Raw genomic sequence first — 20,917 nt, 5'->3', positions numbered from 1 at the left:
GTCACACGACGTTACGCAGGGGCAACGGGGGCGAAACCGCGCCTGCCTACGGTGGAGCCCATGACATCCCGAGGAGCGATCCCCACCGGCCCCCGACGCGTGCTCGTCGTCGGCGCCGGCCCCGCCGCCCACCGCCTGGTCGACGCGCTCGTCGCCCGCGCCGGCGCCACCGCCCTCGCGATCACCGTCTTCGGCGAGGAGTCGCACCACCCCTACGACCGCGTCGCCCTCTCGAAGCGCCTCGAGGGCACGATCGACCTCACCCTCGGCGACGGCGCGCTCTGGGAGTCGGCGACGCTCGTCACCTCCTCCTGCGTCGTCGCGCTCGATCCCGAGCGCTGCCGTGTGCAGCTCGCCGACGGCCGCTGGTTCGAGGGCGACGAGATCGTGCTGGCCACCGGCTCCTCCGCCACCGTGCCGCCGATCGAAGGCGCCGAGCACGGCCGCGTGTACCGCACCCTCGAGGACGTCGACGGCCTCGTCGCCGACCTCGCCGCCTTCCGCGCCCGCCGCGGCCGCCCGGCGAGCGTGGTCGTCGTCGGCGGCGGACTGCTCGGCCTCGAGGCCGCGGGCGGCGCGCACCGGCTCGGCGCGCGCACCGCGCTGATCCACTCCGGCCGCTGGCTGATGAGCGCCCAGCTCGACGAGGGCGCGGGGCAGGCGCTCGGCCGCATCATCGCGGCGCAGGGCGTCACTCTGCACCTCGGCAACCGCCCCACCGCCGTCCTCACCTCGCCGCAGGGCACGGTGCTCGGCGTGACGATGACCGACGGCACCAGCATCGGCGCCGACATGGTCGTCTTCTCGATCGGCATCACGGCGCGCGACGAGCTCGCCCGCGCGGTCGGCATCGAGGTCGCACCGCGCGGCGGCGTCGTCGTCGACGAGGCCTGCCGCACCAGCCGCCCGCACGTCTGGGCGATCGGCGAGGTCGCCGCGATCGACGGCCGCACCGTCGGCCTCGTCGCCCCGGCCAACGCGATGGCCGAGGTCGTCGCCGACCGCCTGCTCGGCGGCGACGCGACCTTCCCGGGCGTGGACGACGCGACCAAGCTCAAGCTCTCCGGGGTCGAGGTCGCGAGCTTCGGCGACGCGCTCGGCGCGGGGGAGGGAGCGCTCGAGGTCGTCTACGCCGACCCCGCCCGCGGGCTCTATCAGAAGATCGTCGTCTCGGATGACGCGCGCACGCTGCTCGGCGGCATGTTCGTCGGCGACGCGGGCCCCTACTCCTCGCTCCGCCCGCTGCTCGGCCGCGAGCTGCCCGCCGAGCCCAGCGCCTACCTCGCGGCGGCCGGCGGCGAGGCGCCCTCGGGCGACCTTCCCGACGACGCCCAGCTCTGCTCCTGCAACAACGTCTCCGTCGGCGACGTCCGCCACGCGATCGGCGAGGGCTGCACCGAGCTCGGCCCGCTCAAGGCCTGCACCCGGGCCGGCACCCAGTGCGGCTCCTGCGTGCCGCTGGTGAAGAAGCTGCTCGACACCGAGCTGACCCGCGCCGGCGTCGAGGTGTCGCGCGCGCTCTGCGAGCACGTCTCGCTCAGCCGGAGCGAGCTGTTCGAGTCGGTCCGGATCCTCGGCCTGTCCTCGGCCGAGCAGGTGATGGAGCGCTTCGGCTCGGGCCTGGGCTGCGACGTCTGCAAGCCGGTGATCGCCTCCGTGCTCGCGACCCAGACCAACGGCTACATCCTCGACGCCGGCCAGGCGCCGCTCCAGGACACCAACGACCGCGCTCTCGCCAACATGCAGAAGGACGGCACCTACTCCGTCGTCCCGCGGGTGCCCGGCGGCGAGATCACGCCGGCGAAGCTCAAGGTGATCGCCGAGGTCGCCGAGCAGTACGGCCTCTACACGAAGATCACCGGCGGTCAGCGGATCGACATGTTCGGCGCCCGACTCGAGCAGCTCCCCGAGATCTGGCGCCTCCTCGTCGACGCCGGGATGGAGTCGGGCCAGGCCTACGGCAAGTCGCTGCGCACCGTGAAGTCCTGCGTCGGCTCGACCTGGTGCCGCTACGGCGTGCAGGACGCGGTGGGCATGGCGATCTTCCTGGAGGAGCGCTACCGCGGCCTGCGCTCGCCGCACAAGTTCAAGCTCGGGGTCAGCGGCTGCGCCCGGGAGTGCGCCGAGGCGCGCGGGAAGGACATCGGCGTGATCGCGACCGACACCGGCTGGAACCTCTACGTCGGCGGCAACGGCGGCTACCAGCCCGCCCACGCCCAGCTGCTCGCCCAGGACCTCGATGACGAGACGCTCGTGCGCTACATCGACCGCTACGTCATGTACTACGTCCGCACCGCCGAGCGGCTGCAGCGGACGGCGCGCTGGCAGGAGGACCTGCCCGGCGGCCTCGACCACGTCAAGGAGGTGGTCTGCGAGGACTCGCTCGGGATCGCGGCCGAGCTGGAGGCGGCGATGGCGACCCACGTCGACACCTACGTGGACGAGTGGGCGGCGACGCTCGCCGACCCGGACCGGCTGCGCCGCTTCCGCTCCTTCGTCAACGCGCCCGACACCGCGGATCCGCGGGTGAGCACCGTGCGCGAGCGCGGGCAGAGCCGGCCGGCGGGGCGCGACGAGCGCTCGGACGGGCCGGTGCTCGTGGCCGGGACGTCGATCCCGATCGGGCCGGGCGCGGTCTCGGTCGTGGGGCCGTCGGCCTCGGTGCCGGCGTCGGCGACGCTCGCGCCGTTCGCTCCCTCCGGCTCCGCTGCGTCCTCCGGCTCCGCCGCGTCGTCCGGCTCCTCCGTGCCCGGATCGGAGGCGTGATGCAGCTCTCCGTCGATCTCACCGGCTGCCGCGTCCTCGTCGTCGGCAGCGTCGCCGGCACCCGCCGCGTCCTCGCCCGCTACCGCGCGGCCGGCGCGCGGGTCGAGCGCTGGGACGCGGACGACGCGCTGTGCCTGCGCCTCGCCTCCGCGTCGCTCCTGCCCGCGGGCCGTCCCGCTCTGCTCGCCTGGGTCGAGGGGGCCGCGTCCCTCCGATCCGCCGTGGCCGCCGAGGCCTCGCGGCACGGGGTCTGGATGGTCGACGAGGAGCCTGCCGCGTGCCGCTCCGTCGGCCGTGTGAGCATCGTCGGCGGCGGACCCGGCGACCCCGAGTTGATGACCGTCGCCGCTCGCCGGGCCCTCCGCGAGGCCGACGTCGTGCTCTTCGACCGCCTCGGCCCGCACGACGGCCTCGCCGACTGGGCGCCCGGCGCCGAGCTGATCGACGTCGGCAAGACCCCCGGCCACCACGCCGTGCCGCAGCACGAGATCGAGCGGCTGATGGTCTCCCGCGCCCTCGACGGGCTCGACGTCGTCCGGCTGAAGGGCGGCGACCCGTTCGTCTTCGGCCGCGGGTCGGAGGAGGTGCGCGCCTGCCGTGTCGCCGGCGTCCCGTTCACGATCGTCCCCGGCGTCACCAGCGCGATCTCGGTCCCCGCCGCCGCCGGCATCCCGGTCACCCACCGCGAGGTCAGCCGCGCGTTCACCGTGGTCTCGGGCCACGCGCCCTTCAGCGAGGAGGAGCTCGGGCACCTGGCCGGGCTCGGCGGGACCCTGGTCGTGCTGATGGGCGTGAACACGCTCCCGCACCTCGTCGCCGGGCTGCAGCGCGCCGGGATGACCGCCGACATGCCGCTGGCGATCGTCGAGCGCGGCTGGTCGCACGCCCAGCGCACCACGATCTCCTCCGTCGGCGGGGTGCTCGGCCTGCTCGCCGAGCTGGCGCCCCGCTCGCCCGCGGTCATCGTCATCGGCGAGGTCGTGCGCCAGGCGGCGTGCGATGATGCTCAGGATCCCGAGAGCATCGCCCGCGCGGTCGATGCCCTCACCCTGTGACCGCCCGAGGGGGCCGCTGATGACCGGCACCGAGGCGAGCGGCGAGGCGACCGGCGCTGTCGCGGGCGCCGCCCCCGGCGCCGACGGGCCCGACGCCGACGCCGCGTCGCCCGGCTTCCGGGCAGACCAGCTCGTCGGCTTCCGGATCGGCGTCACCTCCGACCGCCGCTCCGAGGACCTGATCGCCGCCTTCGAGCGCCGCGGCGCCGACGTCACCCACGCCCCCACCATCCGGATGCGCGGCGTCGACACCGAGGGCGTCCTCGAGGCGGAGACCCGCGCGATCGTCGCGGCGCGCCCCGACGTGCTGCTCGCGACCACCTCCTACGGCATGCGCCGCTGGCTCGAGGCGGCCGACGCCGCCGGCCTCGGCGACGACCTGACCGACGCGCTCTCCGACGCCCGGATCCTCGTCCGCGGCCCGAAGGCGCGCGGGGCCGTCCGCGCCGCCGGCCTCGACGACCACGGCATGAGCGAGCGCGAGACCACCACCTCCCTGGTCGACCTCGCCCTGCGCGAGGGCGCCGCAGGCCGCACCGTCGCCGTCCAGCTGCACGGCTTCACCGACCCGGCGCAGCTGCAGCGCCTCACCGACGCCGGCGCGACCGTCCTCACCGCCGCCCCCTACCGCTGGAGCGCGCACGAGGACTCGGCCCGCGTCCTCCGCCTGATCGAGGCGATCTGCTGCGGCGGCCTCGACGCCGTCACCTTCACCAGCGCACCCGCCGTCGAGGCGCTCTTCACCGTCGCGGAGGCGGCCGGCCGGCTCGACGAGCTCCAGGCCGCCTTCCGCGAGACGGTCGTCGCGGCCGCCGTCGGCCCGGTCACCGCGGCGCCCCTCGTCGAGGCGCAGATCCTGCCGATCGTCCCGGACCGGTTCCGGATGGGCGCGCTCATCCGCCTCACCTGCGAGCACCTCGAGCAGTCCGCCCCCCGCCTCGACACCGACTTCGGCCCCCTCGAGCTGCGCGGCCGGCACGCCGTGCTCGCGGGCACCCGCGTCGCCCTCACCCCCGTCGCCCTCGCCCTCTTCCGCACCCTGGTCGCCGCCGAGGGCGCCACCGTCGCCCGCGCCGTCCTCGCCGCCGCCGCCCCCGAGCCCCTCGACGACCACGCCGTCGACGTCGCCATCAGCCGCCTCCGCCAGGCCCTCCCGGAGCCCCGCCTCGTCGCCACCGTGATCAAGCGCGGCTTCCGCCTCGCCACCCCCCTCTAGGCCCGCGGGCCTCCGCACGGCCGCCTGCGGCGTTGTCGTCGGGCGCGATACCGCCGGTATCGCTTCCTCCTCCGCCTTGCATCCGACCGCGCGGAGCCCCGCGGGCGGGTTGCCGGAGCACGGCCGGCCATTCGGCACTTTCTGCTGGAATTCTTGGGGCGAAGCAACGGAAAGTGGCGAACGGGTCACAGGTCGGGGCGCCAGCCCGCGTCGAGGAGGCGGGCGCGCACGCGGGCGGCGCAGCCGGCGGGGTCGCGCAGGAACGAGGCCGCGGCGACGCGGACGATCGAGAAGCCGGCGGCCGCGAGGCGCTCGTAGCGGATCAGGTCGCGGTCCCACTGCACCCGGTCCGTGCGGTGCTGGTCGCCCTCGTACTCGCCGCCGACCTTCCAGCGCGGGTAGAGCGTGTCCAGCCGTCCGATGAAGCCGGCCGCCTCGTGCACCGGGACCTGCAGCTCCGGCTCGGGCAGGCCGGCCCCGAGGAGCGCCAGCCGGAACTCCGTCTCCTTCCGCGACTCCGCACCCGAGCGGACGAGCGTCAGCGCCCGCCTGGCTGCGGGAGCTCCCGGTCCGCGGTAGGCGGCGACGCGAGCCTCGAGGGCGCCGCGGGCGACCCACTGCCGACGATCTCCCGCGACCTGGCGGAACGGCTCGCGGACGAGCGCGTCGCCGACCGCCACCAGGTCCTCGAGTCGGAGGATCGGCGCGAGGTGGCAGAACAGGGTCGCGCCGTCGGTCAACCGGAGTCCGTGCCGAACCACGGCGCGCACCTCCGGATCCGCGATCGCGTGGCCGACCACGCCGCGGCGCCTCGGCGCTCGCCCCGGGTGGCGGACGGCCACATGGAGCGGCTCATTGTCCTGTTCGCGCGGCAGCTCGAGCGGCCAGAGCCTGGCGGCGGTGAGGTGGCTGAAGACGACCCGGTCTCCGAGCACCGTCGAGAGGGCTCGCGCCCGTGCTGCGACGGTCGTCGCCGATCCCCGGGGCACGCGGACCCCGGAGAAGGGCGCCTCGAGGTCCGTCGCGCGCAGCCGCGCTCCCGACACCCCTTCCGTGTCGGCACGAGCGGTTGAGAACGGCCGTCCCTCGAGCTCGCGGGGGAGAGGGGTCGGTCGGCGCATCGCAGCAGAGTGCCCGGTAGTGGGCCCTCCTCGCTCGAGTTCTCCACAGGCGGGCGTCCGTGCGGCGCGCTGCCAGACTGGAGCGCATGAGCAGCGGAGCCCTGAGAGTGATCATCGCGCCCGACTCCTTCAAGGGGTCGGCCACCGCCGTCGAGGTGGCGGAGGCACTCGCCGAGGGCTGGCGCGGCGAGCGGCCGGACGACGAGCTGGTGCTCGCGCCGATGGCCGACGGCGGCGAGGGCACGGTCGACGCGTTCGCGGTCGCGGTGCCGGAGGCGGAGCGCCACGCGCTCACCGTGGTCGGCCCGGACGACCGCCCGGTCGAGACGGCCTGGCTGCTGCTGCCGGACGGCACCGCGGTCGTCGAGCTCGCCTCCGCGAGCGGCATCACGCTGCTCGATCCGCTGCGCCCGCTCACTGCGCACACCCGCGGCTTCGGCCGGGCGATCGCCGCCGCGCTCGACGCCGGCGCGCAGGCGCTCCTGCTCGCGATCGGCGGCAGCTCCTCGACCGACGGCGGAGTCGGGGCGCTGCGCGAGCTCGGCGCGCGCTTCCTCACGGTCTCGGGGCACGACCTCGGCGACGGCGGCGGCGCCCTGCACGAGCTCGCGGTCGTCGACCGGCATGCGCTGCGCCCGGTCCCCGCCGGCGGCGCGCGCATCCTCAGCGACGTCACCAACCCGCTGCTCGGCGACTCCGGGGCCGCGCACGTCTTCGGACCGCAGAAGGGCTCGAGCCTCGACGACGTGCTCCGCCTCGACGACGGCCTGCGCCACCTCGCCGCGCACCTCGACGCCGACCCGGAGGAGGCCGGCACCGGCGCGGCCGGCGGCACCGGCTTCGGCCTGCTCGCCTGGGGAGCGCGGCTGGCTCCCGGCTCGGCCGCGGTCGGCGAGGCGCTCGGGCTTCCGGCCCTCGTCGCCGGCGCCGACGTCGTGCTCACCGGCGAGGGGCGCTTCGACGCGCAGTCGATGGCGGGCAAGGTCCCCTCCTACCTGCTCGGGCTGGCGGAGGCGGCGGGCGCCCGCACGATGCTGGTCGCGGGGGCGATCCAGGCGCCGGTCACCGCGTTCGCCGCGGCGGGCTCGCTCACCGAGGCGGCGGGGTCCGCGGCGGCGGCCATCGCCGACCCGCTGCCGCACCTGCGCGCGGTCGCGGCGGAGCTGGCGCGCCGCGCGTCCTGACGGCGCGCGGCGGCCGGTGTCGGCCCCGCCGGTGCGGCTGCCTGAGTGCTCGTGGTGGTGCGTGAGGGCTGCGCGGAGACCCCGTCGCGGCCGCCCCGGCGGCGCCTGTCCGCACCCGCGGATGTCGGTGGTCGGCCGTAGCGTCGAGTCATGGACCTCGCAGCACCCCGACCCCTAGATGTAGTGGTCGGCGTGCGCTCCGGCACCCGCATGTCGGGCATGCCGACACGCCGGGGAGCGTTGTACCCAGGGAACGGATCGCGACTGTCCACAGCGGTGGATAACTCCGGAAGATCCGCGTCCTTCCGCGGGTCCGCGGCCCCCGGCCTGTGGATGGATCGGGGGAGGACCGGTGGATAACTACACGGATGTAACTACTACTCCTAGTGGGCTGCCGCCGGGCCGCCCACTATATGTAGTATTGCTGAGCAGGTCGGGCCGAGAGGCCCACCGGCACCGCCGCTCGGTCTCCGAGCGCCCCGCACCACTCCACATCAGAACTCCCCACGACCGCCTCCCCGCCCGCCCGGACCCCCGGCGCGGCACCGGATCCGGCCCTCGGGACACCTCCTTCCGAAAGGACGACACCCATGGCTGTGACGGTCTACACCAAGCCCTCCTGCGTGCAGTGCACCGCGACCTACCGGGCCCTCGACAGCAAGGGCATCGACTACGAGATCTTCGACCTCTCCGTCGACGAGAAGGCCCTCGACGCCGTCAAGGCCCTCGGCTACCTCCAGGCGCCGGTCGTCATCACGGACGACGATCACTGGTCCGGCTTCCGCCCCGACAAGATCTCCGCCCTCTGAGCCGTCTGAACGGCGATCTGCGGCGTTGTCGTCGGGCGCCGTAGCGCCGCTACGGCTTCCTCCTCCGCCTTGCAGCTCACCGTCCAGCCGCCTCAGAGCGGGTGCTGACGGTGATGCAGCGGCAGGAGCAGAGCACACAGCTTCGCCGGTCCGGGTGCGCAGGTTCTGCCCCGGGCCGGCGGAGGATCCGCGAGAGCGGGTCCGCAAGCGCCCGCGAGGGCGGACGACGGAAGGACGGGGGAGGCGCGCGATGAGCGGACTCGTGTACTTCTCGAGCAGCTCGGGCAACACCCACCGCTTCATGCAGAAGCTCGGGCGGCCCGCGCAGCAGATCCCCCTGCACTCCCGGCGGGACGGCGCCGCGATCGACACCCTCCACGTCGACGAGCCGTACGTGCTCGTGCTCCCCACCTACGGCGGGGGCAACGGCGGGGGAGCGGTCCCCAAGCAGGTCATCCGCTTCCTGAACGTCCCGCGCAACCGCGCGCTGCTCCGCGGGGTCATCGGCGCCGGCAACACCAACTTCGGCGAGGCCTACTGCCTCGCCGGCGACATCATCGCCCGCAAGTGCGAGGTGCCGCATCTCTACCGTTTCGAAGTATTCGGCACACCCGACGACGTCCGCGCCGTCGACGAAGGATTGGACTCGTTTTGGACGCAGCAGTGATCGACGCCCCCCGGGACGCCGCGCAGATGGACTACCACTCGCTCAACGCGATGCTGAACCTGTACGGCCCGAACGGGGAGATCCAGTTCGACAAGGACCGCGAGGCGGCGCGCGAGTACTTCCTGCAGCACGTCAACCAGAACACCGTCTTCTTCCACTCCCTCAAGGAGCGCCTCGACTACCTGGTCGAGAAGGAGTACTACGAGAAGGCCGTCCTCGACCAGTACTCGTTCGACTTCATCCAGGAGCTGAACGACCTCGCGTACTCGAAGAAGTTCCGCTTCGCGACCTTCCTCGGCGCCTTCAAGTACTACACGTCGTACACGCTGAAGACCTTCGACGGGAAGCGCTACCTCGAGCGCTTCGAGGACCGCGTCGTCATGTCGGCCCTCGGCCTCGCCCAGGGCGACGAGAAGCTCGCGATCGCCCTCGTCGAGGAGATCGTCGCCGGCCGCTTCCAGCCCGCGACCCCCACCTTCCTCAACACGGGCAAGGCGCAGCGCGGCGAGCTCGTCTCCTGCTTCCTCCTCCGCATCGAGGACAACATGGAGTCGATCGCCCGCGGCATCAACTCCGCGCTGCAGCTCTCCAAGCGCGGCGGCGGCGTCGCCCTCTCGCTCTCCAACATCCGCGAGGCCGGCGCGCCGATCAAGCAGATCGAGAACCAGTCCTCGGGCATCATCCCCGTGATGAAGCTCCTCGAGGACAGCTTCAGCTACGCGAACCAGCTCGGCGCCCGCCAGGGTGCGGGAGCGGTGTACCTCTCGGCGCACCACCCGGACATCCTGCGCTTCCTCGACACCAAGCGCGAGAACGCCGACGAGAAGATCCGCATCAAGACGCTCTCCCTCGGCGTCGTCGTGCCCGACATCACGTTCGAGCTCGCGAAGAACAACGAGGACATGTACCTCTTCTCCCCGTACGACGTCGAGCGCGTCTACGGCCTGCCCTTCGGCGACATCTCGATCTCCGAGAAGTACCGCGAGATGGTCGACGACCCGCGCATCAAGAAGACCAAGATCTCGGCGCGCGAGTTCTTCCAGACCATCGCGGAGATCCAGTTCGAGTCGGGCTACCCCTACATCGTGTTCGAGGACACGGTGAACAAGGCGAACCCGATCAAGGGCCGCATCAACATGTCCAACCTGTGCTCCGAGATCCTCCAGGTCAACACCCCCACGACCTACAACGAGGACCTCTCCTACAACAGCATCGGCAAGGACATCTCCTGCAACCTCGGCTCGCTCAACATCGCGCTGACGATGGACTCGCCCGACTTCGGCCGCACCATCGAGACCGCGATCCGCGGCCTCACCTCGGTGTCCGACCAGTCGCACATCACCTCGGTGCGCTCGATCGAGGACGGCAACGACAAGTCGCACGCCATCGGCCTCGGCCAGATGAACCTGCACGGCTACCTCGCCCGCGAGCGGATCCACTACGGGTCCGAGGAGGGCATCGACTTCACCAACATCTACTTCTACTCGGTGCTCTTCCACGCCCTGCGCGCGTCGAACAGCATCTCGATCGAGCGCGGCACGACCTTCGAGGGCTTCGCCGACTCGAAGTACGCCTCGGGCGAGTTCTTCGACACCTACACCGAGAAGGAGTGGGCGCCCGCCACCGAGCGCGTCTCCCGCCTCTTCTCCGAGGCCGGCATCGCCGTCCCCACCCAGGACGACTGGCGCGCGCTCAAGGCCTCGGTCATGGAGCACGGCATCTACAACCAGAACCTGCAGGCCGTCCCGCCGACCGGCTCGATCTCGTACATCAACAACTCGACGTCCTCGATCCACCCGATCGCGTCGAAGATCGAGATCCGCAAGGAGGGCAAGCTCGGCCGCGTCTACTACCCGGCGCCGTTCATGACGAACGACAACCTGGAGTACTACCAGGACGCGTACGAGATCGGCTACGAGAAGATCATCGACACCTACGCCGCGGCGACGCAGCACGTCGACCAGGGCCTCTCGCTGACGCTGTTCTTCAAGGACACCGCGACCACCCGCGACATCAACCGCGCGCAGATCTACGCCTGGCGCAAGGGCATCAAGACCATCTACTACATCCGTCTCCGCCAGCTCGCGCTGGAGGGCACGGAGGTCGACGGCTGCGTCAGCTGCATGCTGTAACGTCCCCCGTCGATCCCCCGACAGTCTCGAACGACCTATCCGCACGAAGAAGAGATCATGACTCCCCCTGAGAAGCTCAAGCTGGTCAGCCACGTCGACGCCATCAACTGGAACCGCATCCAGGACGACAAGGACGTGGAGGTCTGGAACCGCCTGACGAGCAACTTCTGGCTGCCCGAGAAGGTCCCGCTGTCCAACGACATCCAGTCGTGGAACACGCTGACCCACGACGAGCAGCAGCTCACGATGCGCGTGTTCACGGGCCTGACCCTGCTCGACACCATCCAGGGCACGGTCGGCGCCGTCTCGCTGATCCCCGATGCGCTCACCCCGCACGAGGAGGCCGTCTACACGAACATCGCGTTCATGGAGTCGGTGCACGCGAAGTCGTACTCCTCGGTGTTCTCGACCCTGTCGAACACCCAGGACATCGACGAGGCGTTCCGCTGGTCGGTCGAGAACCCGAACCTGCAGAAGAAGGCGTCCATCGTCATGGACTACTACCGCGGCGACGACCCGTTGAAGCGGAAGGTCGCCTCCACGCTGCTGGAGTCGTTCCTCTTCTACTCGGGCTTCTACCTGCCGATGTACTGGTCCTCGCGCGCCAAGCTCACCAACACCGCGGACCTGGTGCGCCTGATCATCCGCGACGAGGCCGTGCACGGCTACTACATCGGCTACAAGTTCCAGAAGGGACTCGAGCTGGTCGACCAGGCCAAGCGCGACGAGATCAAGGACTACACGTTCTCGCTGCTCTACGAGCTCTACGACAACGAGGCGCAGTACACCCAGGACCTCTACGACCAGCTCGGCCTGACCGAGGACGTCAAGAAGTTCCTGCACTACAACGCCAACAAGGCCCTGATGAACCTCGGCTACGAGCCGATGTTCCCCAAGCAGGTCACCGATGTGAACCCCGCGATCCTGTCGGCCCTCTCGCCCAACGCGGACGAGAACCACGACTTCTTCTCGGGCTCCGGCTCCTCCTACGTGATCGGCAAGGCCGTGAACACCGAGGACGAGGACTGGGACTTCTAGGCGTCGACACCACGTCCCGGCCTCCACGGCGAACGGCTCCTCCCCTCCGGGCGAGGAGCCGTTCCTCGTCTCCGGGAAGCGGAGCGGGCCCGAGACGCCCGCGGGCGACTCTTCATGCTGGTCGAGCAGCCCCGCAAGGGCGAGTCGCATGCTGGTCGAGCAGCCCCGCAGGGGCGTGTCACATGCTGGTCGGGTAGCCCCGCAGGGGCGAGTCACATGCTGGTCGAGTAGCCCCGAAGGGGCGTATCGAGACCCACCGTCCTCAGAAGGGCGGGTCTGCAGACCATCGTCCGACGCTGGTGGATCTCGATACGCCCGCTGCGCGGGCTACTCGATCAGCATGAAGCGCGGCCACCACTGCTTGTCGGCGCGATCACTTCAGCGGCAGCCGCATCACGACGCGCGGGAAGCCGTTCAGCACCGAGGTCGTGTCGGCCGCGTGCGAGAAGCCGGCCTTCTCGAAGAGGGCGCGGGTGCCGACGTAGGCCATCGTCTGCTCGACCTTCACACCGGCGTTGTCGACGGGGTAGCCCTCGATCGCCGGGGCGCCGTGCGCGCGGGCGAAGTCGACGGCGCCGGCGAGCAGGGCGTGCGAGATCCCGCGCCTGCGGAAGCCGGGGCGGACGCGGATGCACCAGACGCTCCAGACGTCCAGGTCGTCGACGTGCGGGATCCTCCGGTTCCTCGCGTAGCTGGTGTCGGCGCGGCGGTGCACGGCGGCCCAGCCCGCCACCTCGCCGCCGTCGTAGGCGAGGACGCCGGGCGGCGGGTCCTGCGCGACGAGCTCGCGCATCCGCTCGCCGCGAGCCGTACCACGCAGGGCGTTGTTCTCGGTGGAGGAGAGCAGCCGGTAGCTCAGGCACCAGCACACGCTCGCGTCGGGCCGCTTCGGGCCGTTCATCGTCGCCAGGTCGTCGAAGACGGTGGCCGGACGCACCTCGATCGTCATGGCGGCAGCCTCCCACCGAGGCCTCTCCCCGGCAAGGCGCTCGATTCACCACTCCGGCGCATGAATCGCACCAGCACCCCCTGTTGGACGGCGCACAGGCGGCGCCCGTACCGTGGTCGAGGTATCCAACGAAGGAGCACTCCCTTGAAGCACGTCCCCCTCGGCGCCTCCGGCCTCGACTCCCCGAACGTCGTCCTCGGCCTCATGCGCATCCCCGACATGACCGACGACGCCATCCGCGACCTCGTCCGCACCGCCCGCGACTCCGGCATCGACTTCTTCGATCACGCCGACGTCTACGGCGGCGAGCTGCACCGCTGCGAGGAGCGCTTCGCCGAGGCGCTGGCGCTCACCCCGTCCGAGCGCGAGCAGGTCGTCCTGCAGACCAAGGCCGGCATCGTCGGCGACGGCCCGTACTTCGACTTCTCGTACGAGCACCTGATGCAGTCGGTCGAGGGCTCGCTGAAGGCGCTCCGCACCGACTACATCGACGTGCTCCTGCTGCACCGCCCCGACGCGCTGGTCGAGCCCGACGAGGTCGCCCGCGCCTTCGACGAGCTGCACGCGGCCGGCAAGGTCAAGCACTTCGGCGTCTCCAACCAGACGCCGTACCAGATCGAGTTGCTGAAGAAGTCGCTGAACCAGCCGATCGTCGCGAACCAGCTGCAGCTCTCGATCACGCACTCGCCGATGATCGCGCAGGGCGTGGCCTCGAACATGATCGCCGAGGACCAGTCGGTGATGCGCGACGCGGGCATCCTCGACTACTGCCGCCTCAACGACATCACCGTGCAGGCCTGGTCGCCGTTCCAGAGCGGCTTCTTCACCGGCGTCTTCCTCGACAACCCCGAGTACGGCGAGCTGAACGCGGTCCTCGACCGCCTGGCCGCCCAGTACGACGTCCCGCCCCTCGCCGTCGCGACCGCCTGGATCACCCGCCACCCGGCGAAGATGCAGGTCGTCCTCGGCACGACGAACGAGCAGCGCGTGCGCGATGCAGCCCTCGGCTCCGACCTGCCGCTCACGCGGCCGGAGTGGTACGAGCTGTTCCGCGCCGCGGGCCACATCGTCCCCTAGAGCTCCCACCCCGGAGAAACGCGCGTCGGCGCACAGGGAGGCACGGACCGGACAGGGTCCGTGCCTCCTCTCCGTCTGCCCCCTCTCCGAGAGATGCCACTTGCGTACGCGACACGCCGTGGGAGGCGTGCACAAGTGGCATCTCGCGGACTGTCACAGCTGTACTTCGTCGCGAAAGACGTCGTCGTCCCGCCCGCATCTGAAGCCGGAGCGGAAGGCCGCGTCGACGGGATGACCGAGAAGGGCCTCCGCTTCGAGGGCGAAGGCCGCCAGAGCGAAGTAGGTCGCGTCCGGTTCTGCATCGACGACGAGATCGACGTCGCTGGTGCCGGTGGCCGCGCCTGCCGTGACGGAGCCGACGACGGAGATCGCGGTGATGCCGAATCGGCTCGCGAGGGCGAGGAGGCGGTCACGGCATCGCTGTTTGTCGTCGATGGACGGCGCACGGGATCGGGCAGCACTCGAGCGCATCTCGTCCGCAGCCTGACTCCTCATCCTTCGACCGTACTGACGGCCCGGGGCCCGGCGCGTCGTCCACAGACCTGCTGTCGCACCACACCGCCCTCTCCGCGAGATGCCACTTGCGTACGCGACACGCCGTGAGAGGCGTGCACAAGTGGCATCTCGCGGGTGGGAATAGGGGAGGGCCCCCTGCGTTGAACTTGAGTGCAAGTGACTCAACTCTTTCAGGAGGACTGGTGCCCGACAACTACAACGAGGCCGGAGCGAGCTCGTTCGACGACTTCCTCGCCCGCTACCTCGACGGTGAGCGCGCCCGCGCGGCGCGGTCCATCGACCTCAGCCGCTTCCTCAGCGCACGCACCCAGAGCATCCTGCAGTCCGCAGGGCGCTTCGCCCTCGAGCGCGGCCAGACCGAGCTCGACGCCCTGCACGTGCTGCGGGTCCTCGTCGACGACGAGGCCGTGTCGCAGGCGGTCCGCCGCATCGGCGTCGACCCCGGCGCCATCGCGACCGCCACGGAGGCGCGCCTGCCGCAGGCGAGCGAGGCCCCGGCCTCGCAGAACGCGGCGACCATCACCCCGAGCGCCCAGCGTGCGCTCTTCCACTCCTACCAGGTCGCCCGCTCCAGCGGCTCGACCTACATCGACCCCGAGCACCTCTTCTTCGCGCTCGTGCTCGGCCAGGACGCGCCCGCCGGGCAGGTCCTCGCCCGCGCCGGCGTGACCGCGGAGGCGCTCACCCAGGGCCTGCGCGAGACCGTCGCCGGCGAGCAGACCGTCCCGGAGCAGGGCGCACCCGCGTCCGAGACCCCGATGCTCGACAAGTTCGGCACCGACCTCACCGAGCTCGCCCGCGAGGGCCGGCTCGACCCGGTGATCGGCCGCTCCGAGGAGATCGAGCAGGCCGTCGAGATCCTCAGCCGTCGCACCAAGAACAACCCGGTGCTCGTCGGTGAGGCCGGCGTCGGCAAGACCGCCGTCGTCGAGGGCCTGGCCCGCGCGATCGTGGCCGGCGAGGTCCCGGAGCAGCTGCGCGAGAAGCGCGTCGTCTCGCTCGACCTGCCCGCCATGCTCGCGGGCACCCGCTACCGCGGCGACTTCGAGGAGCGCCTCACCACGACGATGGACGAGATCGCGGCCCACTCGGGCGAGCTGATCGTCTTCATCGACGAGGTGCACACCGTCGTCGGCGCCGGTGGCGCGGGCGAGGGCGGCATGGACGCGGGGAACATCCTCAAGCCGCGGCTGGCCCGCGGTGAGCTGCACCTGATCGGTGCGACCACCCTCAAGGAGTACCGCAGCATCGAGAAGGACCCGGCCCTCGAGCGCCGGTTCCAGCCGGTCCGCATCGGCGAGCCGAGCATCGAGGACGCCGTCGCGATCCTGCACGGCCTCCGCGGCGCCTACGAGGAGCACCACCGCGTCGTCTTCACCGACGACGCCCTGCGCGCCTCCGTCGAGCTCTCCGCCCGCTACCTGCCCGACCGGGTGCTGCCCGACAAGGCGATCGACCTGATCGACCAGGCCGGCGCGCGGCTGCGCCTGAAGCTCGGCGCGGGGGTCGACACCGACGCGCTACTCGCGCGGCTCGCCACCCTCGAGGGCGACAAGAACGCGGCCGTCTCGGCCGAGCACTACGAGGAGGCGTCGCGCCTGCGCGACGAGATCACCGCGGTGCAGGCGTCGCTCGATGCGGCGACCGCCGGGGGAGCCGTCTCGCAGGAGGCGGTCGTCGGCGAGGCCGAGATCGCTGCGGTCGTCGCCCGTGCCACAGGCATCCCGGTGTCGCGGCTGACCGAGGGGGAGCGCGACCGTCTCGCGCAGCTCGAGACGGAGCTGCACCGGCGCGTCATCGGCCAGGACGCCGCGGTCGCCGCGGTCGCCCGCGCCGTGCGCCGCAGCCGGACCGGGATGGGCGACTCCTCGCGGCCCGTCGGCTCGTTCCTCTTCCTCGGCCCGACCGGCGTCGGCAAGACCGAGCTGGCCCGTACCCTCGCGGGCTCGCTCTTCGCCGACGAGCAGTCGGTGATCCGCTTCGACATGAGCGAGTTCGGCGAGCGGCACACCGTCTCGCGGCTGGTCGGCTCCCCTCCCGGGTACGTCGGCTACGACGAGGCCGGTCAGCTGACCGAGCGCGTGCGCCGGAACCCGTACTCGGTCGTGCTCTTCGACGAGATCGAGAAGGCGCACCCGGACGTCTTCAACCTGCTGCTGCAGGTGCTCGACGACGGACGCCTGACCGACGGTCAGGGCCGCACGGTCGACTTCCGGAACACGGTGATCATCATGACCTCGAACCTGGGGTCGGAGTTCCTCGCCTCGCGCTCCGGCGCGCTCGGCTTCGTCGCGCAGAGCGACGAGTCGGCCGAGGGCTTCGCCTCGGAGAAGGACCTGCACGACCGCGTGATGGGCCGGCTCCGCGAGGCGATGCGGCCGGAGTTCCTCAACCGGATCGACGAGATCGTGCTCTTCCGCCGGCTCGGCCGTGCGCAGCTGCGCGAGATCGTCGGGCTGGTGCTCGAGGCCAGCCGTGCGCGGCTCGCCTCGCGCGAGGTCTCGCTCGAGGTCTCCGAGGCCGCGGTCGACTGGCTCGCCGAGCACGGCTACGAGCCGCAGTACGGCGCCCGGCCGCTCCGCCGCCTGGTGCAGCGCTGGGTCGACGACCGCATCGCCGACCTGTTCGTCTCCGGCGACGTGACCGACGGCGGCGCCGTCCGCGTCGACGCCGTCGCCGGCGACCTCGTCGTGACCTCGAAGGCGACCCTCCCCCTGGCAGCCTGACCCCGCACCTTCTGGTGAGCGGACGCCCCCGGCGTCCCTCCCGCGAGATGCCACTTGTGCACGCTTTTCACGGCGTGTCGCGTGCACAAGTGGCATCTCGCGGAGGGGGAGGCCGGGGGTTCCGTGCGTCCGGGGGCGGTGCGGGGGCCGGTGTCGAGTGGTTGCGAGGGGTGGCGCGGGTGGGTAGACACGAGGGACGAGAACCGGAGGCACGATGACGAACCCGCGCTACTACGACCCGGTCGGCAAGGCGGTCCGCGCGCTCCTGGTCATCAGCTTCGTCTGCTTCGGACTCGCGGTCGGCTTCTTCGCCCTCGACATCGTGATGCCCGGCAGCATGACCGACGCGCACCGCCCGTGGTCGGAGGCGAGCGGCGGCCTGGCCTGCTTCGGCATCGCGGCGCTGATCGTCCACTACGCGACGGTCGCCATCGTCGGCGCGCTGCGCGGCCGCGGGTGATGCGGCGCTCTCTCTTGCTGATCGAGTAGCGCGCGGAGCGGGCGTATCGAGATCCACCGGCATCAGAAGCTGAGTCTGCAGACCCGCCCTGCTGAGGACGGTGGGTCTCGATACGCCCCTGCGGGGCTACTCGACCAGCATGCTCGCGGTGCTGCTGCAGGCTCGGCCGCACCACGTCCATGCTGATCGAGTAGCCCGCGAAGCGGGCGTATCGAGATCCGCCGAAGTCTGAAGCCGGGTCTGCAGACCTGGCGTGCTGGGGACGGTGGGTCTCGATACGCCCCTTCGGGGCTACTCGACCAGCATGCAGGCGGGGGCGGGTCGATCGTTCGGCTCGGGCTCGGGCTCGAGCTCGGGCACGCGGAAACGGCTCCGGCTCGCGGGAACCGGGGGGTTCTGCGAGCCGGAGGCGGTTTCACGTGCCGGAGGCGGGGGCTACGGGCACTTCTTGGCGGTGATGGCGACGCGGAGGGTGGCGTCGGGGGAGACGCCGGTGCCGCCGGCGGGGTCCTGGCCGGTGACCTGGCCGGCGTCGGGGGCGTTGCCGTTCTCCGTGCAGGACAGGGTGATCTTCGAGAAGCCGGCCGAGGCGAACGCGGCCTTGGCGGTCTCGAGGTCCTGGCCGACGACGTTCGGCACCGTCTGCTGACCGGCAGCGGGGGCGGTTGGAGCGGCGGGATCCGCGGTCGGGGCCGGGGCGGGCGCGGGACCCGAGCTCGGGATGATCGTCACCGTGGTGCCGCGGGTCGCGGTGCCGGAGGGGCTCTGGCGGACGACGGTGCCCGACGCGGCGGAGTTCGCCTCGGCGGCGCCCTCGCTCACGCTGAAGCCGGCCGACTCGAGCTTCGCCCGGGCGTCACCGACCGAGAGGCCGGTCACGTCGGGGACGTTGACGCGCGGCACGACCTGCAGCGAGCCGTCGGCCTCGGGGAAGGCGGTTCCGCCGTAGCGCGCATCGGCGGCGCGCATCACGACGGGCCAGATGCGGTGCCGCGCCGTGGCCGCGGAGCCGGAGTCGAAGGAGAAGCGGCCGAGGCGGAGGTTCGCGTCGCCCTTGATGTTGAAGACGCCCACCGCCGTCGCGACGCGGGTGCTGGCCCCGGTCATCCAGGTGGCCATCGCGTCATCGGTGGTACCGGTCTTGCCGATCAGCGGAACTCCGTCGCCGGTCCGCGACTGGAAGGCCGTGCCGCCGCCGGAGAACGTCGACTGCAGAGCGATCGCCGCCGTCGCGGCGACGTTGCGGTCGATCGACTGGCGGCAGTTCGCTGCAGGGACGGGCTGCTCGGCTCCGGTCGCGTCGACGATCTTGTCGATCGCGATCGAGTCGCAGGTCGATCCGCCGGACGCGATCGTGGCGAAGGCGCCGGCCATCGAGAGCGGGGACACGTAGTTGGTCCCGAGCACGGACGACGGGTTGTGCTCGAGCTCCTCGCCGTTGCCCCGCTTCACGCCCATGTCCGCCGCCGTGTTGCGGATGGCGCACAGGTCGAGCTCGCGGGCCATTCCGACGAAGCCCGTGTTGAGCGAGGTCTTGGTGAAATCGACGGCGGTGCCGACCTGGCCGTTACCGCCCTCGTCGTTCTTGGCGCTGGTCGTTCCGGCGTAGTTGGTCCCTCCGGGTGCGCACGAGTCCTCGAAGCTGCCCCAGATGGCCTTCCGGGTCCCGTCCACGGACTCGTTGATGCTGTGCCCCTCCTTCAGCCACTCCACCAGGGTGAAGAGCTTGTAGGTGGAGCCGGGCTGGATGCCCGAGGAGCCGCCGTAGGCCTGATCGGTGCTGAGGTTGATGGCGCTGTAGGAGGGGTCGGCCGCGAGGACGTCCGGGTCCTGCGAGTACTTCTTGTTCTGCGTCATCGCGAGGACGCGCCCGGAGCCGACCTCGACGCTGACGGAGACCGCTCCGACGTCGAAGTTCCAGGTCTGCGGGACCTGCGCGTTCACCGCGGCGACGGCCGCGTTCTGCAGGTCGACGTCGAGCGTCGTGTAGACGTCGAGCCCACCGCGGCGGAAGTTCGTCCAGCGGGTGTCCTCGTCGTCGCCGAACGTCTTGTCGTTCTTGAGGATGTTCGTGACGTAGTCGCAGAAGTAGCCCGCGTCGCCGGCGGTGGAGCAGCCGGTGCTCGGCTCGGTGATCTGCGGCTCGATCGGCGACGCGACGGCGGCGTCGTGATCCTCCTGCGAGATCTTCCCCTCCTCCAGCATCTTGCCGATGATGTAGTCGCGGCGGTCCTTGTTGCGCAGGTAGCCGTTCGCGGCGCCGTTGTCGGGGTTGTCCGGCTGGTCGAGGCGGAGCACGGCCGGGTTGTTCACGATCGCGATGAGGCTCGCGGCCTGGGCGACGGTGAGGTTCGCGGCGGTGGTGTTGTAGTAGTAGTTGGCGGCGGTCTCGATGCCGTAGGTGGTGCCGCCGAAGAAGGCGATGTTCAGATAGCCCTGAAGGATCTGGTCCTTCGAGTACTCCTTCTCGAGGCCGATCGCGAGCTTCATCTCGCGGAGCTTGCGCTCGGGGGAGGTGCGCGTCGCGGCGTCGATGGCGGCGGCGCGCTCGGCCTCGTCGGTGATGTTGCGGACGGCCTTCTCGACCAGCACGTTCTTCACGTACTGCTGGGTGATGGAGGAGCCGCCCTGGGTGTCGTTGCCGAGCACGTAGGTCTGCGCGACGGCGCGCAGGGTGCCGGGGAGGTCGACTCCGCCGTGCTCGTAGAAGCGGGGGTCCTCGCCGGAGACGGCGGCGTCCTTGGCGAACTGCGAGATCTGGTCCAGCGGGACCTCGATGCGGTTCTCGACGTAGAAGGAGGCGAGCAGCTGCGGGGATCCGTCGGCGCGGGTCGCGTAGATGTTGCTCTTCTCGGAGAGCTTGTCGACCTCGAGGTACTCGGGGAGACCGTCGAACACTCCGATGGACTGGTTCGCGGCGACGCCGGCGATCGCCACGGCAGGAGTGACGGTGGCGGTCACGAGGACTCCTGCCACGACACTCATGCCGAGGAAGCCCACGACCGCCTTGATCACGCCACCGGTTGTCCTGCTGTCGGACGCCAAACCTTCTCCTTCGGGTAACCCCCGATCATCGCGACGGCCGCCGCCGACGCCCCGGACGCCCATCTGCGCCGGGTCAACCCCGACAGACTAACCCGAGACCCCGGAATGACGAAGGGCCGGTCCGGGGCCTGAAAAGGGCCTGTGCGCGGGCGAAGC

General features: G+C 71.3%; 15 protein-coding genes. 11 read left to right on the top strand and 4 right to left on the bottom strand.

What is annotated here, in order from left to right:
- The first annotated feature begins 60 nt into the window (after nt 1-60).
- The 3 genes from nirB to C1I64_RS11830 are packed head-to-tail and all read left to right on the top strand — an operon-like array spanning nt 61 to nt 5,037.
- Nucleotides 61-2,766, top strand: a complete 2,706-nt coding sequence (nirB, locus tag C1I64_RS11840) for a nitrite reductase large subunit NirB (protein WP_127887343.1) — start codon at nt 61-63, stop codon at nt 2,764-2,766.
- A complete protein-coding gene (cobA, locus tag C1I64_RS11835; RefSeq protein WP_127887342.1) occupies nt 2,766-3,821 on the top strand; it encodes a uroporphyrinogen-III C-methyltransferase in 1,056 nt (351 codons plus the stop codon). Before nirB ends, cobA begins: the two co-directional genes overlap by 1 nt.
- A gap of 19 nt (nt 3,822-3,840) precedes the next feature.
- Nucleotides 3,841-5,037, top strand: a complete 1,197-nt coding sequence (locus C1I64_RS11830) for a uroporphyrinogen-III synthase (protein ID WP_127887341.1) — start codon at nt 3,841-3,843, stop codon at nt 5,035-5,037.
- A gap of 185 nt (nt 5,038-5,222) precedes the next feature.
- Here the strand turns inward: C1I64_RS11830 and C1I64_RS11825 are convergent, their stop codons facing one another.
- Complete coding sequence (locus C1I64_RS11825; protein ID WP_208645118.1) at nt 5,223-5,798, bottom strand: hypothetical protein; 576 nt, start codon at nt 5,796-5,798, stop codon at nt 5,223-5,225.
- Nucleotides 5,799-6,244: 446 nt separating this feature from the next.
- Between C1I64_RS11825 and C1I64_RS11820 the strand changes: the two genes are divergently transcribed.
- The 5 genes from C1I64_RS11820 (at nt 6,245) to nrdF (ending at nt 11,988) form a co-directional block, all read left to right on the top strand.
- Nucleotides 6,245-7,342 (top strand): glycerate kinase, encoded by a 1,098-nt coding sequence (locus C1I64_RS11820; protein WP_127887340.1) that lies wholly within the window; start codon nt 6,245-6,247, stop codon nt 7,340-7,342.
- A gap of 590 nt (nt 7,343-7,932) precedes the next feature.
- Nucleotides 7,933-8,151, top strand: coding sequence for a glutaredoxin-like protein NrdH (gene nrdH, locus C1I64_RS11815; RefSeq protein WP_123447771.1), 219 nt, complete (start codon nt 7,933-7,935; stop codon nt 8,149-8,151).
- 250 nt (nt 8,152-8,401) lie between these two features.
- Entirely contained in the window at nt 8,402-8,818 is a 417-nt protein-coding gene (gene nrdI / locus C1I64_RS11810; RefSeq protein ID WP_127887339.1) for a class Ib ribonucleoside-diphosphate reductase assembly flavoprotein NrdI, read from the top strand.
- 26 nt (nt 8,819-8,844) lie between these two features.
- Nucleotides 8,845-10,950: a class 1b ribonucleoside-diphosphate reductase subunit alpha gene (gene nrdE, locus C1I64_RS11805; protein ID WP_123447869.1), complete on the top strand. Its 2,106-nt coding sequence runs from the start codon at nt 8,845-8,847 to the stop codon at nt 10,948-10,950.
- A gap of 57 nt (nt 10,951-11,007) precedes the next feature.
- Nucleotides 11,008-11,988, top strand: a complete 981-nt coding sequence (gene nrdF / locus C1I64_RS11800) for a class 1b ribonucleoside-diphosphate reductase subunit beta (RefSeq protein ID WP_123447769.1) — start codon at nt 11,008-11,010, stop codon at nt 11,986-11,988.
- 373 nt (nt 11,989-12,361) lie between these two features.
- On the opposite strand, the gene C1I64_RS11795 is transcribed toward nrdF, so the two are convergent.
- Complete coding sequence (locus tag C1I64_RS11795) at nt 12,362-12,937, bottom strand: GNAT family N-acetyltransferase (protein ID WP_127887338.1); 576 nt, start codon at nt 12,935-12,937, stop codon at nt 12,362-12,364.
- A 144-nt stretch (nt 12,938-13,081) separates the two neighbouring features.
- On the opposite strand from C1I64_RS11795, the gene C1I64_RS11790 reads away from it, so the two are divergent.
- Nucleotides 13,082-14,014 carry an aldo/keto reductase gene (locus C1I64_RS11790; RefSeq protein ID WP_260300739.1) on the top strand — a complete coding sequence of 311 codons (933 nt, stop codon included), beginning with the start codon at nt 13,082-13,084 and terminating at the stop codon, nt 14,012-14,014.
- Nucleotides 14,015-14,167: 153 nt separating this feature from the next.
- Here C1I64_RS11790 and C1I64_RS11785 read toward each other — a convergent pair whose 3' ends face one another.
- Nucleotides 14,168-14,509, bottom strand: coding sequence for a nucleotidyltransferase domain-containing protein (locus tag C1I64_RS11785; RefSeq protein ID WP_127887337.1), 342 nt, complete (start codon nt 14,507-14,509; stop codon nt 14,168-14,170).
- Between the two features lie 203 nt (nt 14,510-14,712).
- On the opposite strand from C1I64_RS11785, the gene C1I64_RS11780 reads away from it, so the two are divergent.
- Both C1I64_RS11780 and C1I64_RS11775 read left to right on the top strand, forming a co-directional pair.
- Nucleotides 14,713-17,256, top strand: coding sequence for an ATP-dependent Clp protease ATP-binding subunit (locus C1I64_RS11780; protein WP_127887336.1), 2,544 nt, complete (start codon nt 14,713-14,715; stop codon nt 17,254-17,256).
- Nucleotides 17,257-17,470: 214 nt separating this feature from the next.
- Entirely contained in the window at nt 17,471-17,716 is a 246-nt protein-coding gene (locus tag C1I64_RS11775; protein ID WP_123447765.1) for a hypothetical protein, read from the top strand.
- Nucleotides 17,717-18,151: 435 nt separating this feature from the next.
- Here C1I64_RS11775 and C1I64_RS11770 read toward each other — a convergent pair whose 3' ends face one another.
- The gene (locus tag C1I64_RS11770) at nt 18,152-20,761 is read right to left on the bottom strand and encodes a transglycosylase domain-containing protein (protein WP_164874529.1); all 2,610 of its coding nucleotides are present in this window, start codon (nt 20,759-20,761) and stop codon (nt 18,152-18,154) included.
- Nucleotides 20,762-20,917 lie beyond the last annotated feature (156 nt).

The organism is Rathayibacter festucae DSM 15932, assembly GCF_004011135.1.
Taxonomy (GTDB): Bacteria; Actinomycetota; Actinomycetes; order Actinomycetales; family Microbacteriaceae; genus Rathayibacter; species Rathayibacter festucae.
The sequence above is the reverse complement of the archived record's forward strand: the minus strand, read 5'-3'. Positions and strand labels throughout refer to the sequence as shown.

What these genes read in the sequence shown, in the direction of transcription:
- C1I64_RS11775 (WP_123447765.1), top strand. Translation starts at nt 17,471, where the DNA reads ATGACGAACCCGCGCTACTACGACCCGGTCGGCAAGGCGGTCCGCGCG.
- nrdF (WP_123447769.1), top strand. Translation starts at nt 11,008, where the DNA reads ATGACTCCCCCTGAGAAGCTCAAGCTGGTCAGCCACGTCGACGCCATC.
- C1I64_RS11820 (WP_127887340.1), top strand. Translation starts at nt 6,245, where the DNA reads ATGAGCAGCGGAGCCCTGAGAGTGATCATCGCGCCCGACTCCTTCAAG.
- C1I64_RS11830 (WP_127887341.1), top strand. Translation starts at nt 3,841, where the DNA reads ATGACCGGCACCGAGGCGAGCGGCGAGGCGACCGGCGCTGTCGCGGGC.
- C1I64_RS11785 (WP_127887337.1), bottom strand. Translation starts at nt 14,509, where the DNA reads ATGAGGAGTCAGGCTGCGGACGAGATGCGCTCGAGTGCTGCCCGATCC.
- C1I64_RS11795 (WP_127887338.1), bottom strand. Translation starts at nt 12,937, where the DNA reads ATGACGATCGAGGTGCGTCCGGCCACCGTCTTCGACGACCTGGCGACG.
- nrdH (WP_123447771.1), top strand. Translation starts at nt 7,933, where the DNA reads ATGGCTGTGACGGTCTACACCAAGCCCTCCTGCGTGCAGTGCACCGCG.
- nrdE (WP_123447869.1), top strand. Translation starts at nt 8,845, where the DNA reads ATGGACTACCACTCGCTCAACGCGATGCTGAACCTGTACGGCCCGAAC.
- nirB (WP_127887343.1), top strand. Translation starts at nt 61, where the DNA reads ATGACATCCCGAGGAGCGATCCCCACCGGCCCCCGACGCGTGCTCGTC.
- nrdI (WP_127887339.1), top strand. Translation starts at nt 8,402, where the DNA reads ATGAGCGGACTCGTGTACTTCTCGAGCAGCTCGGGCAACACCCACCGC.
- cobA (WP_127887342.1), top strand. Translation starts at nt 2,766, where the DNA reads ATGCAGCTCTCCGTCGATCTCACCGGCTGCCGCGTCCTCGTCGTCGGC.